This window comes from Curtobacterium sp. AC268 (genome assembly GCF_979258745.1).
The window spans coordinates 2,396,335-2,411,519 of record NZ_OZ409878.1; the positions used below are offsets into that span (position 1 = coordinate 2,396,335).

The window sequence follows — 15,185 nt, forward strand, 5'->3', positions numbered from 1 at the left end:
TGCGCGCGTCGCGAGCGTTCCGCTTCGCGCGTTCCGCTTCGTGAGCAGAAGAGGTCGGGTTCCCAGACGGGACCCGACCTCTTCTGCTCACGAAGTGCCCCGAGGATCAGTCCTCGGCGTCACCCGCGTCTTCGTCCTCGACGCCGGTCTCGTCCATGCGGTCGCGCAGGTGGTCCGCCATCGCGCCGGCGCCCTCACCGGCGTGGTCGTGGTCGACCTGCTCGATCAGGCCCTGCAGCTTCTCGTGGTTCGTGGCATCGGTGGCACCGTCCATGACGGGCTCGGTCTGCTCGTTGTCGCTCATGCTCCGGACGCTACGCCGCGGTTGCTGCGGAACGGTAGTGGAGCTCGACCGCTCCGCCGTCGAACTGCGTGGTGCCGACGAGCTCGAACACCGGGGTCGGTGCGGCGACCGGCAGCAAGGAGCTCCGCCGCCGAGCGCGACCGGCATCACGGTGACCCGCAGCTCGTCGAGGATCCCCGCCTGCTGGTACTGCGCCGCGAGCAGTCCGCCGCCGACGACCCAGACGTCACGCCCGGCGGCCTCGCGCTCGAGGTCGACCTGGTGGTCGCCGACCTCGCCCGAGACGAAACGCACGTCGACGCCGTCGCGCACTGGCAGGTCTCGGGTCGTGAACACCCACGTCGCCAGGTCCGGGTACGCCCACGTGTCGTCGTGCTCGAGCAGCCACTCGTACGTCGTCGACCCCATCGCGATCGCCCCGACGCCGGCGAAGAACCGGTCGTGGTGTTCCTGGAACGGCTCGAAGCCGAACTGCAGCAGCCAGTCGAGGTCGTCGTCGGGTGCAGCGACGAAGCCGTCCAGCGAGGACGCGACGGAGTAGATCGTGCTCATGCCGGGGACGCTACCGAGCACCCCCGACAGGAGTCAGCGACGACCGCCGCGACCGACGACCGCTGCCTCGGCGACCGCGAGCACCGCGGCGATCCAGAGCTGGTCGACAGCGAACCGGCGTCGACGCGGATCGGCGACGGCCAGCGGCACCATCGTCACGCCGTGCAGGGCGTCCACGACGGCACTCAGGGTGTGCGCGTTGCCGGAACCAGCCCGTGCGACGAGCGCAGCCTGTGCGAGCTGACGGACCCCGAGCACGCCGTGCAGCACGGCCTGGTCCGACCCTCGGGCCGCACGGCTCAGGTGCCACAGGCCGAGCCCGGCACGCGCCAGCTCGACGACGGCTGCCCCGTTGCCGGCGGACGACCGGCGGCTCATCGTCGGCGTCCCGCGACGAGTGCAGCGGCACCGGCCGCACCGAGCACGGCCCCGATGATGCCGTTGCCGACCCGGCGGTGCTCCACCCACCAGGTCTGCGGCGACCAGGCGTGCGCTGACTCGTCGAAGACCCCGTGCGCGCCGTGGTCGCCCGGAACCGGCTCGTACAGGTTGTCCCGCATCTCGAGGCCGTCCTTGTCGGGAGCCTGCTGCCCGTCGACCAGGGTCTTGGCGGCGTACCAGTCGGCGAAGCGTCCGCTGATCCGGTTGCCGAGGATCGTGTAGACCGTCGACTCGCCCACCCAGGTGCGGCTGCGCGGTCGTTCGGCCACGGCGGCGATGGCGCGGGCGCCGACCTCGGGCTGGTAGATCGGGGCGACCGGCTGCGGGTGGTGCGGCAGCTTCGACTTCACCCACTGGAACTGGATCGTGTTGAGGGCCGGCATGTCCACCCGGGACACCTTGACCTTGCTGCCCTGTTCGCGCAGCTCGGAGACGACGGACTCGGTGAACCCGACGATCGCGTGCTTCGCGCCGCAGTACGCGGCCTGCAGCGGGATCCCGCGGAACCCGAGCGCCGAACCGACCTGGATCACGTGCCCACGACCGCGGGGGACCATCCGCGACAGCGCCGACCGGGTGCCGTTCACGAAGCCGAGGTAGGTCACGTGCAGCGCGCGCTCGAAGTCCTCCGGGGCGGTGTCGAGGAACTTCCCGAACACCCCGACCATCACGCCGTTCACCCACAGGTCGATCGGTCCGAGCTCCCGCTCGACGCGGTCGGCCGCGGCCTCGACGGCGTCGCGGTCGGAGACGTCGGCGACCAGGGGCAGCCCGCGTCGCCCGGCTGCCTCGACCTCGGCGACGGCGGCGTCGACGCCCTCCTGCCCGCGGGCCAGGACGGCCACGTCCCACCCCCGTGCGGCGAGCTCCCGGACGGTCGCCCGTCCCAGTCCTGCGGATCCACCGGTCACCACTGCCACTCGAGTCATGGCTCCCTTGTACCTGCGGCCGGCCGGGCACCACTCAGCCGCTGTCCCCCGACGTTGCCGTAGCCGTGCCTCAGCGCCCCCGACCGAACCGCGTCGTGACCCCCGGCGAGTAGAGCACCGAGTCCGGCTCGAGCTCGGTCAGCCCGAAGGGCAGCCCGGCCGCCCCGACCAGGTCGTCCCGCAGCGACACGACCGATGCCCGGTGCAACGGCCACGACTCGTGCTCGTTCGGCCAGAACCGCGTCCGCCCCGCCCGGTGCACGTGCATGCCCCACCGCGCCGTCAGGAACGTCTCGAGGGGCCCCGGCTCGTCGAGCACCTCGCCCACACGGACGTCGAGCATCGACCGCAGGTGGGTGCCGTGCCGCCGCATCGCGTACCCCACACGGCCGTCACCGCTGCGCGACTCCGCGACCGCCCACCGGTACGGCAGCCCGGTCGCGACGCGTGCGCCGATGGTCGGCAGGAGCTTGCCGGCGTCGAGCGACAGGAACACCACCCCGCGCTGCCCCTGCTCGTCGACCGTGTAGACGCGGACGTTCAGCTCGACGAAGTCGCCGATGCTCCCGGTCGAGAACGGCGGGAACCGGGTGTCCTCGAACCGGAACGCGATGAGGCCCACCCAGGTGGTCGCCCCGTCGTCGGTGCCGTCGAGCGCCATCGTGTCGGGCCGCGTGCCGGCCGGCAGCAGCGGGGCCACCGCCGACACGTCGACGCGCCAGTGCACGAAGACGACGTCGAGCCAGTCCTGCGAGATCCAGGGGCGGCCCAGCAGGCCGGGGGCCACGGCCTGGAGGCCCGGGGTGCTCTGGGTGGGTCGGGTGTCGGTCACGATGTGGTCGCCTCCGGTTCGATGTGGGCTGCGACGGGTGCGTCGTCCCACCCGCGCTGCGGGGTGTCGCAGGTGCCACGGAACACGTACTGCGAGGGACGCTTCCGCTCGCTCGACGTCCAGTCGATGGCCGGCCGTCGTCGTTCCGGGGGCAGGTACCCGATCCGGTAGACGGCCATCAGCTCGAGCGACTCGGGCACGCGGAGCAGTCCCTCGATCTCCTCCCACGCGCCGGGGGTCTCCATCGGGAAGGACACGAACTGGATCCCCAGGCCGAGCTCGGTCGTCGCGAGCCAGATGTTCTCCATTGCCGCGCCCATGCTGAACACCGAGTAGAAGCCGGACAGCTCCTCCTTCCGGTACTCGTGGCGGTCGAGCATCACGCCGAGCAGCAGCGGTGACCCGGCGACGAGCTTCCGGTTCTCCTCACCCAGGGTCTGCGGCACCCGGAGTGTGTTCATGAGCAGCTGCCCGCGCTTCGTGAACACCTGCTTCGTGAACGGCCGCAGCGGCCCGGGGAGCTTGTCGAACAGCATGCCGTCGCGCCGCTCGTCCATCTCGGCCTTGGAGAACCGGAAGTACGGCTTGTACCGCTCGAAGAACGTGCCCTCGGCCATGGTGCGGGTCATCGAGCTGCCGCTGATCTCGGCGACGCGGTCGATCGTCCGGCGTTCCTCGATCAGCACGAAGCGCCACGGCTGGCTGTTGAGCTGGGACGGCGCCCGGCCGGCGAGCTCCATGAGCAGCCGCTGGTGCTCGTCCGACACCGGATCGGGCAGGAACGGCCCGTTCGTCGTGCGTCGTCGGCGGATGGCCTCGAACAGCTCCACTGCTCACCTCTCTGATCGCCTGCGGGCGAGCACGGCCCCCAGGTAGGACGGTGCGGCGGCGACCGCGACCCTCCAGTGTGCTCCGGAGCGCGGGTTGGTGCGTGGAGCGACCGCCAGCGGCACGAGTGCCGGCAGCAGGAACAGCGCGGTGCGGTCGCGCGTCCACGCGGGGGTCGTCGCGGCGACGCCGGTCAGGGTCGCGGTCACGACGAACAGGCCGTGGTGCACGACGCGGAGCTTCTTCGTGCGGATCAGCCGCACGGCGACCGCGGTGCCCCACAGGCAGTTCGCGACGTAGGCGACGCTCGCAGCGGTGACCAGCTGCCGGGCCGGGCGCGATCCCGTGGGTGCCGAGTCGCGCCTCCAGACCGTCTTCCGTCCCATGCGTGGGACGCTACGCGGTCTCTCGACTGACGAGCTTGGAGAGCACGATCGCGGAGCGGGTGTGGTCGACCTGGGGTGCGAGGCGGACCTTGTCGAGCGCCTCCTCGAGCGCGGACAGGTCCTTCGAGCGCATGTGCACGACGGCGTCGGCGCTGCCGGTGACCGTGCCCGCGTCGATGACCTCGGGGACGGTGTCGAGCAGGGCACGCAGCTCGTCGGGCGAGACGGTGCCGCGGCAGTAGAGCTCGACCCAGGCCTCGGTGCCGCGGTCCTCGACGGCGGGGTCGACCTTGATCGTGAAGCCCTGGATGACGCCGTCACCGACCAGCCGGTCGACGCGGCGCTTGACGGCCGAGGCCGAGAGTCCGACCACCGACCCGATGTCGCCGTAGCCGGCGCGGGCGTTGTCCCGGAGCTGATCCAGGATGCGGTGGTCGAGCGTATCCATTTGTCCCCATCGTACGCGGACTTGTTGCGAGCCCGGTGGGTCTCGCGCACGAAACGTGCGTCACCCGAACGGGTGTCACGGTCCCGCAGGCGGGGGACTGCACTTGCTGGACGGTGTGTGTCAGGATCGGAGTGGCGTCGACCTGGTCCGCTGCGGTGAGTGAGCCTGCATCTCACCGGAGCTCTTCTCCTCGTTCCGTTTCGGTTCCTGGCAGGCTCGGGCCCCGGTCCCTTCCAGGAGGACTGATGTCGAACACCGCACCCGCCCCCGAGTCCGTCGCCACCCCGGCCCGTGTCGCCACCAAGCGCACGATCCTGATGTGCAAGCCGGACTTCTACACCGTGAGCTACCGGATCAACCCGTGGATGCACCCGGAGGAGCCGACCGACACGTCGAAGGCCGTCGAGCAGTGGGAGTCGCTCGTCGCCGTCTACGAGGAGCTCGGCTTCGACATCTCGTACATCGACCCGATCGACGGCCTGCCGGACATGGTCTACGCGGCCAACGGCGGGTTCGTCCTCGACGGCATCGCGTACGGCGCGAAGTTCCAGTACCCGGAGCGCCAGCCCGAGGGCCCCGCGTACATGGACTGGTTCCGCCAGGCCGGTCTGACCGTCGCCGAGCCGGAGCAGACCAACGAGGGCGAGGGCGACTTCCTGCTCATCGGGGACACCATCTTCGCCGGCACGGGCTTCCGGTCGGACAGCACCTCGCACGACGAGCTCGCGAAGATCTACGGCCGCGAGGTCGTCACCCTCAAGCTCATCAACCCGAGCTTCTACCACCTCGACACCGCGATCGCCGTGCTCGACCCCGAGCCCTCCGTCGACGGGACGAGCAACATCGCGTACCTGGAGAGCGCCTTCGACGAGCCGTCGTTGGCGATCCTGCGCGAGCGCTTCCCGGACGCGATCATCGCCACCGAAGAAGACGCCGCGATCCTCGGCCTGAACTCGTACTCCGACGGGTACAACGTCGTGATCGCCGCCCGGGCTGTCCGGTTCGCCGAGCAGCTGCGGGAGAAGGGCTACAACCCGATCGGCGTCGACCTGTCCGAGCTGCTGCTCGGCGGCGGCGGCGTGAAGTGCTGCACCCTCGACCTGCACCCGGTCGGCACCGGCACCTCGGTCGCGCGTTCGCTCGGGGTCAGCTGATGTCGGCGGCAGCGTCGCTCGGGGTCAACACCGCGGCGGCGCTCGCCGTCGAGGACCGCGCCCTCGCGCACAACTACAGCCCGCTGCCCGTCGTCATCGCGTCGGGTGCCGGAGCGACCGTCACCGACGTCGACGGCAAGCAGTACCTGGACGGCCTCGCCGCGTACTCGGCGGTGAACTTCGGCCACGGCAACCCGCGGCTGCTCGACGCCGCACGGGCGCAGCTCGACCGTGTGACGCTCACGAGCCGCGCGTTCGTGAACGACCAGCTCGGGCCGTTCGCCGCAGCACTGGCGGCGTTGACGGAGACCGAGATGGTCCTGCCGATGAACACCGGTGCCGAGGCCGTCGAGTCCGCGATCAAGGTGTCCCGCGCCTGGGGCTACCGCGTCAAGGGCGTGCCGGCCGAGCGGGCGACGATCATCGTCGCGTCCGGGAACTTCCACGGCCGCACCACGACGATCATCTCGTTCTCGGACGACCCCTCGGCCCACGATGACTTCGGACCGTTCACGCCCGGCTTCCGCACGGTGCCGTACGGCGACGCTGCGGCTCTGCGCGAGGCGATGGACGAGACCGTCGTCGCCGTGCTGCTCGAGCCGATCCAGGGCGAGGGCGGCGTGGTCATCCCGCCGGAGTCCTACCTTCCTGACGTCCGCGCGGTCTGCGACGAGTTCGGCGCGCTGTTCATCGCCGACGAGATCCAGTCCGGCCTCGGTCGCACGGGGCACACGCTCGCGGTGCAGCGCGTCGGGGTCCGCCCCGACCTCATCACGCTCGGCAAGGCCCTCGGCGGCGGCATCGTGCCGGTGTCGGCGGTCGTCGGTTCGGCTGCCGTCCTCGGGGTCTTGCGCCCCGGCGAACACGGGTCGACCTTCGGCGGCAACCCGCTCGCCGCGGCCGTCGGTGCCGAGGTCGTGGCGATGCTCGGAGAGGGCACGTTCCAGCAGCGGGCCCTCGACGGCGAACCGCTGTTGCGCGGCCTGCTCGACGACCTGCTCGGCAAGGGTGTCGTCTCGCACCGGGTCGCCGGACTCTGGGCGGGGATCGACATCGACCCCGCGCTCGGCACCGGCAAGGCGATCTCGAAGGACCTCGCCGACCGCGGGCTCCTGGTGAAGGACACCCACGGGTCGACGATCCGCTTCGCGCCGCCCCTGGTCGTCACCGACGACGAGGTGCGCTTCGCGATCGGGACCCTGGCCGACGTCCTGACGGCGCGCGCCTGACCTGATCCGCGGAACACCGGTGTTCGCGCGTTGAACCCCCGCATCCCGCGGTGCGGAGGGCGAACACCGGTGTCTTGCGTGCGCCGGCGCGCGTCAACCAGTGCGGCTCACACCGCCCAGCGCGCCGCCAGCTCGTCCATCAGAGCATCGAGCCGCTCGTCGACGACCTGCTCCTCGGGGTGCGCCTCGTACCAGGCGATGACCTCGCGGACACCCTGCCGGTAGGTGGTGCGCGGCCGGTACCACGGCACGAGCGACCGGACCTTGCCGTTGTCGAACACGGAGCTGTTCGCCTTGTCGCCGAGCAGCGCCGCGCCCCACTCAGCGTCCGCGGCGGCGATGGCATCCGCCGGCACGTGCACGATCCGCAGGTCCTCGACCCCGGCCGCCGCCGCGATCTCATGTGCGATGGCGTTCCACGTCGGCGCCTCGTCGCTGGTGATCGTGAAGGGCTCACCGATCGCCTCGGCCCGGTCGAGCAGCCCCGTGAACCCGACCGCGAAGTCGCGACTGTGCGTCAGGGTCCACAGCGAGGTGCCGTCGCCGGTGATGATGACCGGCTTGCCGGCACGCATCCGAGCAACTGCGGTCCAGCCGCCGGTCAGCGGCAGCTTCGTCTCGTCGTAGGTGTGCGACGGCCGCACGATCGTCACCGGGAAGTCCTGCTCCCGGTACGCCTGCATCAGCAGCTCCTCGCACGCGATCTTGTCGCGCGAGTACTGCCAGTACGGGTTCTTCAGCGGCGTCGACTCCGTGATCGGCAGGTGCGTCGCCGGCGTCTGGTACGCCGAGGCCGAGCTGATGAACACGTACTGCCGCGTCCGCCCGGCGAAGAAGTCGACGTCGGCCTGCACCTGGTCCGGCGTGAAGGCGATCCAGTTCACGACCACGTCGAAGCGCTGGTCACCGAGTGCGTCCGCCAGTGCGCTGCGGTCCGACACGTCGGCCTGGAGGCGCGTCACACCCTCCGGGATCGGCCTGCCCCCGGTGGTTCCCCGGTTGAGCACGGTGACGTCGAACCCCTGCTCGACGGCTTCCCGGACGCAGGCGGCGCTGATCACGCCGCTCCCGCCGATGAACAACACGCTCGCTCCGGTCATGGATGCTCCCTCACTCTCCGCGGCGCAGCGTCGCGCCGTCGTCCCATGTGATCCTGCACCGTCCGAGCCGACTACCGTCACGGTTCGGGTCGCACCGACGCGCCCCACGACAGGAGTGACACGCACATGGAGTACCGCTACCTCGGCAACTCGGGCCTCAAGGTCTCCGAGATCACCTACGGCAACTGGCTCACCCACGCATCCCAGGTCGAGAACGACGCGGCGATCGCCTGCGTCAAGGCCGCCCTCGAGGTCGGCATCTCGACGTTCGACACCGCCGACGTCTACGCCAACACCGGCGCGGAGACGGTCCTCGGCGAAGCGCTCAAGGGGGAGCGGCGCCAGTCCCTCGAGATCGCCACCAAGGTGTTCGGGCCGACCGGTCCGAAGGGCCACAACGACACCGGGCTGTCCCGCAAGCACATCCTCGAGTCGATCGACGGCTCGCTGCAGCGGTTGCAGACGGACTACGTCGACCTGTACCAGGCACACCGCTACGACCACGAGACCCCGCTCGAAGAGACGATGCAGGCCTTCGCGGACATCGTGCGCCAGGGCAAGGTCCTGTACGTCGGCGTCAGCGAGTGGACCGCGGACCAGCTGCGTGCGGGTGCTGCGCTCGCGAAGGACCTCGGCTTCCAGCTCATCTCGAACCAGCCGCAGTACTCGGCGCTGTGGCGGGTCATCGAGGACGAGGTCGTCCCCACCTCGAAGGAACTCGGCATCTCGCAGATCGTCTGGTCCCCGATCGCCCAGGGGGTGCTCACCGGCAAGTACAAGCCGGGTCAGCCGCTGCCCGAGGGCTCCCGCGCGACCGACGACAAGGGCGGCGCGGACATGATCAAGCGGTTCATGCGCGACGAGGTGCTGTCCTCGGTGCAGGAGCTGCAGCCGGTCGCCGACGAGCTCGACCTGTCGATGGCGCAGCTCGCCGTCGCGTGGGTCCTGCAGAACGACAACGTCGCGAGCGCGATCATCGGGGCCTCGCGTCCGGAGCAGGTGCACGACAACGCGGGCGCTGCCGGCGTCACGATCCCGGCGGAGCTGATGTCGCGGATCGACGATGCCCTGGGCGCCGTGGTCGAGCGCGACCCCGGGAAGACGAACGACAGCAGCCCGAAGACGCGCGAGGCCTAGGCCCTCCGCGAAACACCGGTGTTCGCCCGTTGAACACGCGCATGCCGCGGCTCGATGCGCGGACACCGGTGTTTTGCGAGCAGGTCACACCGCCCAGACAACGGAAAAGGCCCCCTGCCGAAGCAGGGGGCCTTCACCGGTGGCTGGACACGGCATCGATCCGTGGACCTTTCGATTTTCAGTCGAACGCTCTACCAACTGAGCTATCCAGCCGTGGCGACCCTGACGGGACTTGAACCCGCGACCTCCGCCGTGACAGGGCGGCACGCTAACCAGCTGCGCTACAGGGCCATATTGAATTGCTGTGGTGTTGTTCAGTACTACTTGCTCGCTCACTCAAGGAGTGACCCCAACGGGATTCGAACCCGTGCTGCCGCCGTGAAAGGGCGGTGTCCTAGGCCACTAAACGATAGGGCCGCAAGCAGTGCATCGCGCTACCGATGGATAAGCATACGGATGCCCCCCGGGTTTCACAAATCCGACGCCGCCAACCGTGCATCCCCGGCGTGTCGCGGCGTCAGCGCACGGGTCTCGGATGCTGTCGGTGCGAGCATCGTCGGCGGTCGCACCCCTCGTCCGAGGGGCTGTCGAGCCTGCGACCCGTGTTGTTACTGTTGCACCTGTTAACAGTGTTACGTGCGTGAGCCTTGCCGCGCTGTTACGAAATCGAGATACATGTCGACCTCCACTCCCTTCTCCCTCCGCACCCGCAGCCGCCTGATCGCCGCCGCGGTCGCCGTCGCGCTCACGGCCGGCGCGCTCGCGGCCCTCGCCCCGACGTCGTCCGCCAGCGCTGCGAGCTACCCCAGCTGGGACGAGGTGCAGCAGGCGAAGTCGTCGACCAGCGCCCAGCAGGCCAAGGTCAGCGAGATCAAGTCGCTCATCTCGTCGCTGAAGAGCGAGGCGGCTTCCAAGCAGAAGGCCGCACAGGCCGCGGGCGAGGCGTACCAGGCCGCGCAGAGCAAGTACGACGAGGCGACGCTCAAGCAGAAGTCGCTGCAGTCCCAGGCCGACGAGGCCGAACAGACCGCAGCGCGGTCCGAAGCGCAGGCCGGTCAGCTCGCCGCGCAGCTCGGTCGGGCCAGCGCCGACGACGTGACGACCGACATCCTCACGCACCCCTCGGACTCCGGCGACCTGCTCTACGAGCTCGGTGCCATGTCGAAGCTCAGCGAGCAGGCCGACGGCATCTACTCGCAGGCGTCGCAGGACCGCGGCACCGCCCAGGCCCAGGCCGACAAGGCGGACACTGCGAAAGCAGCCCTGGGCGACCTCGCCGACGCCGCACAGTCGAAGATGCAGCAGGCCCAGGGTGCCGCCGACGCCGCACAGACCGCGGTGGACGCCCAGAACGACAACGAGTCCCGGCTCGAGGCGCAGCTGACCGCGCTCACCTCGAAGCAGCGCGGCGTCGAGGCCGACTACCGCAAGGGCGTCGCCGCCGAGAAGGCCCGCCAGGCCCGCCTCGCCGCAGCCGCCGCGAAGGCAGCAGCCAAGGCCGCAGCCACGAGCCAGGGCGGCACCGGCGGCGGCAGTGCGAACGCGTCCGGCTGGGTCCGGCCCGCCGGCGGGTACCAGACCAGCCCCTACGGCTACCGCGTCGACCCGTACACGCACGTCAGCGCCCTGCACGCCGGCGTCGACCTGGCCCCGGCCTGCTACGCCCCGATCTACGCGGCACACGACGGCACCGTCACCTTCGCCGGCAACGGTGGCGGGTACGGCAACGAGGTCATCCTCGACAACGGCGGCGGCATCTCCACCGCGTACGGCCACGTCGTCGACGGCGGGATCATGGTCACCGCCGGCCAGCACGTCACCGCGGGACAGCAGATCGCCAAGATCGGCTCGACCGGCTGGTCGACCGGGTGCCACCTCCACTTCGAGACCCGGGTCAACGGCGCTGCCGTCGACCCGGTCCCCTTCATGGCAGCGCGGGGGATCTCGGTATGAGCATCAGCGCCGCCGGAACGAGTCCTTCCACGTCATGACCACCTCCGCTCGCTCGTTCTCCTGCGGGATCGCGACCATCGCCGTGCTCGGCATCGGCCTGTCGGTCGTCATCGCCGGACCGGCCCAGGCCGCGCCCTCGGGTCCGTCCTGGGACGACGTCAAGGCCGCCAAGTCCGACGCGGCCGACGCCCAGCAGACGGTCGACGAGCTGAGCGACCGGCTCGGCACGCTGCAGGACGCCGCCGACCAGGCCGGTGTCGCCGAGCAGCAGGCCGGGCAGGCGTACGCCCTGGCGGCGTCGCAGCAGCAGGAGGCCGAGGACACCCTCGCCGACCTGTCCGCGCAGTCGAAGCGTGCGAAGGACCGGGCGGACGACTCGGCCGGCCAGGTCGCCGGGCTCGTGGTCGAGCTGTCCCGCACGGGCGGCGGTGACCTGTCGACGACGATGCTCATGGACTCGTCGGACTCGAAGGACCTGCTCTACCGCGTCGGCACGATGTCGCACCTGTCCGAGCGCTCCGCGACGGTCCTGGCCGAGGCACGTGCCGACCAGAAGACCGTCGAGTCCCTGGCGGCCCAGCAGTCCGCCGCCGAGAAGGCCCTGAGCAAGGCGACCGAGGCGACGAAGACCACCTTCGCGACGGCCAACGACGTGGCCGCAGGCGCCCAGGCGCGGGTGCAGAAGGAACAGGACCAGCAGGCCGAGGTCCTGCGCCAGCTCGCGTACCTGAAGGGCACGAGCGTCGCGACGGAGACCGCGTACTGGAGCGCGCAGCAGGCGAAGGCCGCCGCGGCCGCCATCGCCAAGCAGACGGGCGACGCCGGCACCGGGAACGACTCCGGTACCGGGAACGCCACCGGCGGGGGCACGAGCGGCAGCAACACCGGCAACACGGGCGGCGCCGGCAGCACCGGTGGCGGGACCTCCACCCCGGCTGTCCCGAGCACGCCGTCCAAGCCGAGCACCCCGTCGAACCCCGGCACCCCCGCGAAGCCGAGTACCCCGAGCACTCCCAGCACGCCGAGCAAGCCGGCACCCGCCCCTGCTCCCGCCCCGGCCCCTGCGCCAGCACCCGCCCCCGCACCGGCCCCGAGCAGCCCCTCGAAGGCCGCCGGCGCGATCTCCTACGCCCGAGGGCAGCTCGGCGAGGCGTACGTCCTCGGCGGCGCCGGCCCGACCACCTGGGACTGCTCCGGACTCGTGATGATGGCCTACAACTCGCAGGGCATCGCGACCGGTGGGCACAACGTCGTCTGGCAGTACAACTACTTCAAGTCGATCGGTCGCCTCGTCCCGCTGTCCCAGCGCCAGCCCGGCGACATCCTGTTCTACTCGTCGAACGGCACCGCCTCGGGGGCGTACCACGACTCGATCGTGACGAGCTACGGCACCATGGTCGAGGCCGCGCGCCCCGGCGTCGGCGTCGTCGAGCGCGCGATCTGGCTGCCGAACCAGCTCATGCCGTACGTCGCGCGCCCGAGCGGTTCCCTGTAGCCAGCTCCCGGTGTGCCCGTTCTTTCCCAGAGCGGATGCAGTACCAAGCGAGATCGGGCGTACCTGCACGGACCAACCCACCAGGTACGCCCGTTTCCACCAGGTACGCCCCGCCCCGCGCGCCGGCAGCCCACACCGCACACAGAACGGCGCCCGCCCTCCGGAAGGAGAGCGGGCGCCGTTCGTCGTCAGGGGATCGTCAGTGCGAGCCGGGCACGTACGCGGCCTGACCGGCCTGCACGATGCGCTCGGCCTCGGCGGCGTCGCCCCAACCCTCGGCCTTGACCCACTTGTTCGGCTCGAGGTCCTTGTAGCGCTCGAAGAAGTGCGCGATCTCGGCCTTCGTCTGCTCCGGCACGTCCGAGATGTCCTGGATGTGTGCCCAGCGCGGGTCCTTGGCGGGGACCACGAGGACCTTCTCGTCGTTGCCGGCCTCGTCGCTCATCTTGAAGACGCCGACGGGGCGGACCTTGACGCCGACGCCGGGGAACGTCGGGAACTCGAGCAGCAGCAGCGCGTCCACGGGGTCACCGTCGTCGGCCAGGGTCTTCTCGAAGAACCCGTAGTCGGTGGGGTAGACGAACGAGGTGAACAGCACGCGGTCGAGGTAGACGCGACCGGTCTCGTGGTCCACCTCGTACTTGTTGCGGCTGCCCTTGGGGATCTCGACGACGACGTCGTACGCGGCCATGTTGCGCTCCTGTGTCTGCTTCGGGGACTGTCGTGTGTTGCGAAAGCGCGGCTAACGTTACCGGGTGAACTCTCCGCGTCCCCGGCTCGACCCCGCCGTCGCCGAGACCCGCCTGGCGGTCCGCGACCTGCTCGCCGCAGCCGTCGACGACGGTGTGGTCGCCGCAGACGACCTGGTCCTCGTCGCACTGAGCGGCGGACCGGACTCCCTCGCCCTGGCGGCGGCCACCGCGTTCGAAGCGGGCAAGCAGGGTCTGCGGGCCGGGGCAGTGGTCGTCGACCACGCACTCCAGGCGGGCTCCGAGGCGGTCGCGAGTCGCGCCTCCCGGCAGGCATCCGAGCTGGGACTCGACCCGGTGACGGTCCGCAGGGTCACGGTCGGCTCCGACGGTGGCCCGGAAGGCGCCGCCCGGGAGGCCCGCCACGCGTCGATCGCCGAGGTCGCGGCCGCCACCGGGTCACCCCTCGTGCTGCTGGGCCACACCCTGGACGACCAGGCCGAGACGGTGCTGCTCGGCCTGCTGCGCGGCAGCGGGCCGGACAGCCTGTCCGGCATGCAGCCGCTCGCCCGACGCGACGGCGGCCCGGCGTACGGCCGGCCGCTCCTGTCGGTCCGGCGCCACGCGACCCGGCAGGCGTGCGCCGCAGCGGGGCTCGCGCCGTGGCACGACCCGCAGAACGACGACCCCGCCTACGCACGGGTGCGGGTGCGGAACACCCTGCTGCCGGTGCTCGAACGGGAGCTCGGTGCCGGGGTGCCCGAGGCCCTGGCCCGGACGGCCGACCAGCTGCGCGAGGACTCCGCCGCCCTCGACCACTTCGCCGAGGAGATCGCCGAGGACATCGCCGAGCACTCCGAGGCCGGCATCTCGCTGTCGGTGCGGGCGCTCGGGGCGAACCCGCCGGCGCTCCGGCAGCGACTCGTGCGCCTGGCGGTGGAGAGCGAGTTCGGGGTGACGCTGTCGCGCGTGCAGACGCTCGAGGTCTGCCGGCTGGTCACGGACTGGAGCGGACAGGGCCCGATCGACCTGCCGGGCGTCCGTGCCACGCGGACCGGCGACCGCATCGAGTTCAGCGCCGGTTAGGCTGGCGTGGTGGAACTCTCCGACGTCCAGGCAGACCTGTCCGAAGTGCTCTTCACCCCCGAGCAGATCGACGAGAAGCTCGCCGAGCTCGCGGCGGTCGTCGACGCCGACTACGCGGGCCGCGACCCGCTGCTCGTCGGGGTGCTGAAGGGTGCCGTCATGGTGATGGCGGACTTCTCGCGCCACCTCAAGATGCAGGCGCGGATGGACTGGATGGCGGTGTCCTCGTACGGCTCCGGCACGAAGTCGTCCGGTGTGGTGCGGATCCTCAAGGACCTCGACACCGACCTGCACGGCCGTGACGTCCTGATCGTCGAGGACATCATCGACTCCGGTCTGACCCTGTCGTGGCTCAAGCAGAACCTGCAGTCCCGCGGTGCCGCGAGCGTCGAGATCGTCGCCCTGCTGCGCAAGCCCGAGGCCGCCAAGGTCGAGGTCGACGTCAAGTACGTGGGCTTCGACATCCCCGACGCCTTCGTGGTCGGGTACGGCCTGGACTACGACGAGCGCTACCGCAACCTGCGCGGCGTCGGCGTCCTCGCTCCGCACGTCTACTCCTGACGGGCGGCCCGCCGCGCTCGGGTCGCACTCGGCCGACTCTGGCCCGGGGGTGAGTTCGCCC

16 protein-coding genes and 3 tRNA genes are annotated in these 15,185 nt (G+C 70.8%); 7 read left to right on the forward strand and 12 right to left on the reverse strand.

The window, feature by feature from the left end; translation table 11 throughout:
- Positions 1-106 precede the first annotated feature (106 nt).
- From ACZZ9K_RS11385 to ACZZ9K_RS11415, 7 genes are all read right to left on the reverse strand, one after another.
- Entirely contained in the window at positions 107-856 is a 750-nt protein-coding gene (locus ACZZ9K_RS11385; RefSeq protein WP_463444090.1) for a dihydrofolate reductase family protein, read from the reverse strand.
- 33 nt (positions 857-889) lie between these two features.
- Positions 890-1,234, reverse strand: coding sequence for a hypothetical protein (locus ACZZ9K_RS11390; protein WP_463444091.1), 345 nt, complete (start codon positions 1,232-1,234; stop codon positions 890-892).
- On the reverse strand, positions 1,231-2,226 hold the full coding sequence (locus ACZZ9K_RS11395) for an SDR family oxidoreductase (protein WP_463444092.1): 996 nt from the start codon (positions 2,224-2,226) through the stop codon (positions 1,231-1,233). Before ACZZ9K_RS11395 ends, ACZZ9K_RS11390 begins: the two co-directional genes overlap by 4 nt.
- 70 nt (positions 2,227-2,296) lie before the next feature.
- A complete protein-coding gene (locus ACZZ9K_RS11400) occupies positions 2,297-3,058 on the reverse strand; it encodes a YqjF family protein (RefSeq protein WP_463444093.1) in 762 nt (253 codons plus the stop codon).
- Positions 3,055-3,888, reverse strand: a complete 834-nt coding sequence (locus ACZZ9K_RS11405; RefSeq protein WP_111055225.1) for a nitroreductase family protein — start codon at positions 3,886-3,888, stop codon at positions 3,055-3,057. Before ACZZ9K_RS11405 ends, ACZZ9K_RS11400 begins: the two co-directional genes overlap by 4 nt.
- A gap of 3 nt (positions 3,889-3,891) precedes the next feature.
- Positions 3,892-4,272 (reverse strand): hypothetical protein, encoded by a 381-nt coding sequence (locus tag ACZZ9K_RS11410; protein ID WP_111234288.1) that lies wholly within the window; start codon positions 4,270-4,272, stop codon positions 3,892-3,894.
- Positions 4,273-4,282: 10 nt separating this feature from the next.
- A complete protein-coding gene (locus tag ACZZ9K_RS11415; RefSeq protein ID WP_017887694.1) occupies positions 4,283-4,720 on the reverse strand; it encodes an Lrp/AsnC family transcriptional regulator in 438 nt (145 codons plus the stop codon).
- 245 nt (positions 4,721-4,965) lie between these two features.
- On the opposite strand from ACZZ9K_RS11415, the gene ddaH reads away from it, so the two are divergent.
- Both ddaH and rocD read left to right on the forward strand, forming a co-directional pair.
- Positions 4,966-5,874: a dimethylargininase gene (gene ddaH, locus ACZZ9K_RS11420; RefSeq protein WP_138802294.1), complete on the forward strand. Its 909-nt coding sequence runs from the start codon at positions 4,966-4,968 to the stop codon at positions 5,872-5,874.
- Positions 5,874-7,103 (forward strand): ornithine--oxo-acid transaminase, encoded by a 1,230-nt coding sequence (gene rocD, locus ACZZ9K_RS11425; RefSeq protein WP_071245285.1) that lies wholly within the window; start codon positions 5,874-5,876, stop codon positions 7,101-7,103. Before ddaH ends, rocD begins: the two co-directional genes overlap by 1 nt.
- Before the next feature lie 107 nt (positions 7,104-7,210).
- Here rocD and ACZZ9K_RS11430 read toward each other — a convergent pair whose 3' ends face one another.
- Complete coding sequence (locus ACZZ9K_RS11430) at positions 7,211-8,203, reverse strand: NAD-dependent epimerase/dehydratase family protein (RefSeq protein WP_463444094.1); 993 nt, start codon at positions 8,201-8,203, stop codon at positions 7,211-7,213.
- A gap of 126 nt (positions 8,204-8,329) precedes the next feature.
- On the opposite strand from ACZZ9K_RS11430, the gene ACZZ9K_RS11435 reads away from it, so the two are divergent.
- Positions 8,330-9,340 carry an aldo/keto reductase family protein gene (locus ACZZ9K_RS11435; RefSeq protein ID WP_463444095.1) on the forward strand — a complete coding sequence of 337 codons (1,011 nt, stop codon included), beginning with the start codon at positions 8,330-8,332 and terminating at the stop codon, positions 9,338-9,340.
- Between the two features lie 140 nt (positions 9,341-9,480).
- Here the strand turns inward: ACZZ9K_RS11435 and ACZZ9K_RS11440 are convergent.
- From ACZZ9K_RS11440 to ACZZ9K_RS11450, 3 genes are all read right to left on the reverse strand, one after another.
- A tRNA-Phe gene (locus ACZZ9K_RS11440) sits at positions 9,481-9,553 on the reverse strand.
- Between the two features lies 1 nt (position 9,554).
- Positions 9,555-9,631: transfer RNA gene (locus ACZZ9K_RS11445), tRNA-Asp, on the reverse strand.
- Positions 9,632-9,684: 53 nt separating this feature from the next.
- Positions 9,685-9,757: transfer RNA gene (locus tag ACZZ9K_RS11450), tRNA-Glu, on the reverse strand.
- Between the two features lie 258 nt (positions 9,758-10,015).
- On the opposite strand from ACZZ9K_RS11450, the gene ACZZ9K_RS11455 reads away from it, so the two are divergent.
- Positions 10,016-11,293, forward strand: coding sequence for a M23 family metallopeptidase (locus ACZZ9K_RS11455; RefSeq protein WP_463444096.1), 1,278 nt, complete (start codon positions 10,016-10,018; stop codon positions 11,291-11,293).
- A gap of 34 nt (positions 11,294-11,327) precedes the next feature.
- Positions 11,328-12,788, forward strand: coding sequence for a C40 family peptidase (locus tag ACZZ9K_RS11460; RefSeq protein ID WP_463444097.1), 1,461 nt, complete (start codon positions 11,328-11,330; stop codon positions 12,786-12,788).
- A 199-nt stretch (positions 12,789-12,987) separates the two neighbouring features.
- Here ACZZ9K_RS11460 and ACZZ9K_RS11465 read toward each other — a convergent pair whose 3' ends face one another.
- Positions 12,988-13,479, reverse strand: a complete 492-nt coding sequence (locus ACZZ9K_RS11465) for an inorganic diphosphatase (protein WP_027467055.1) — start codon at positions 13,477-13,479, stop codon at positions 12,988-12,990.
- Between the two features lie 64 nt (positions 13,480-13,543).
- On the opposite strand from ACZZ9K_RS11465, the gene tilS reads away from it, so the two are divergent.
- Both tilS and hpt read left to right on the forward strand, forming a co-directional pair.
- Positions 13,544-14,563, forward strand: coding sequence for a tRNA lysidine(34) synthetase TilS (gene tilS, locus ACZZ9K_RS11470; protein ID WP_463444098.1), 1,020 nt, complete (start codon positions 13,544-13,546; stop codon positions 14,561-14,563).
- A 9-nt stretch (positions 14,564-14,572) separates the two neighbouring features.
- The gene (hpt, locus tag ACZZ9K_RS11475; RefSeq protein WP_017887686.1) at positions 14,573-15,124 is read left to right on the forward strand and encodes a hypoxanthine phosphoribosyltransferase; all 552 of its coding nucleotides are present in this window, start codon (positions 14,573-14,575) and stop codon (positions 15,122-15,124) included.
- Positions 15,125-15,185: the final 61 nt, after the last annotated feature.

Coding starts and splice junctions, on each gene's coding strand:
- ACZZ9K_RS11465 (WP_027467055.1), bottom strand. CDS start 13,479: ATGGCCGCGTACGACGTCGTCGTCGAGATCCCCAAGGGCAGCCGCAAC.
- ACZZ9K_RS11435 (WP_463444095.1), top strand. CDS start 8,330: ATGGAGTACCGCTACCTCGGCAACTCGGGCCTCAAGGTCTCCGAGATC.
- ACZZ9K_RS11410 (WP_111234288.1), bottom strand. CDS start 4,272: ATGGGACGGAAGACGGTCTGGAGGCGCGACTCGGCACCCACGGGATCG.
- ddaH (WP_138802294.1), top strand. CDS start 4,966: ATGTCGAACACCGCACCCGCCCCCGAGTCCGTCGCCACCCCGGCCCGT.
- ACZZ9K_RS11455 (WP_463444096.1), top strand. CDS start 10,016: ATGTCGACCTCCACTCCCTTCTCCCTCCGCACCCGCAGCCGCCTGATC.
- ACZZ9K_RS11460 (WP_463444097.1), top strand. CDS start 11,328: ATGACCACCTCCGCTCGCTCGTTCTCCTGCGGGATCGCGACCATCGCC.
- ACZZ9K_RS11415 (WP_017887694.1), bottom strand. CDS start 4,720: ATGGATACGCTCGACCACCGCATCCTGGATCAGCTCCGGGACAACGCC.
- ACZZ9K_RS11395 (WP_463444092.1), bottom strand. CDS start 2,226: ATGACTCGAGTGGCAGTGGTGACCGGTGGATCCGCAGGACTGGGACGG.
- ACZZ9K_RS11430 (WP_463444094.1), bottom strand. CDS start 8,203: ATGACCGGAGCGAGCGTGTTGTTCATCGGCGGGAGCGGCGTGATCAGC.
- ACZZ9K_RS11385 (WP_463444090.1), bottom strand. CDS start 856: ATGAGCACGATCTACTCCGTCGCGTCCTCGCTGGACGGCTTCGTCGCT.
- rocD (WP_071245285.1), top strand. CDS start 5,874: ATGTCGGCGGCAGCGTCGCTCGGGGTCAACACCGCGGCGGCGCTCGCC.
- ACZZ9K_RS11390 (WP_463444091.1), bottom strand. CDS start 1,234: ATGAGCCGCCGGTCGTCCGCCGGCAACGGGGCAGCCGTCGTCGAGCTG.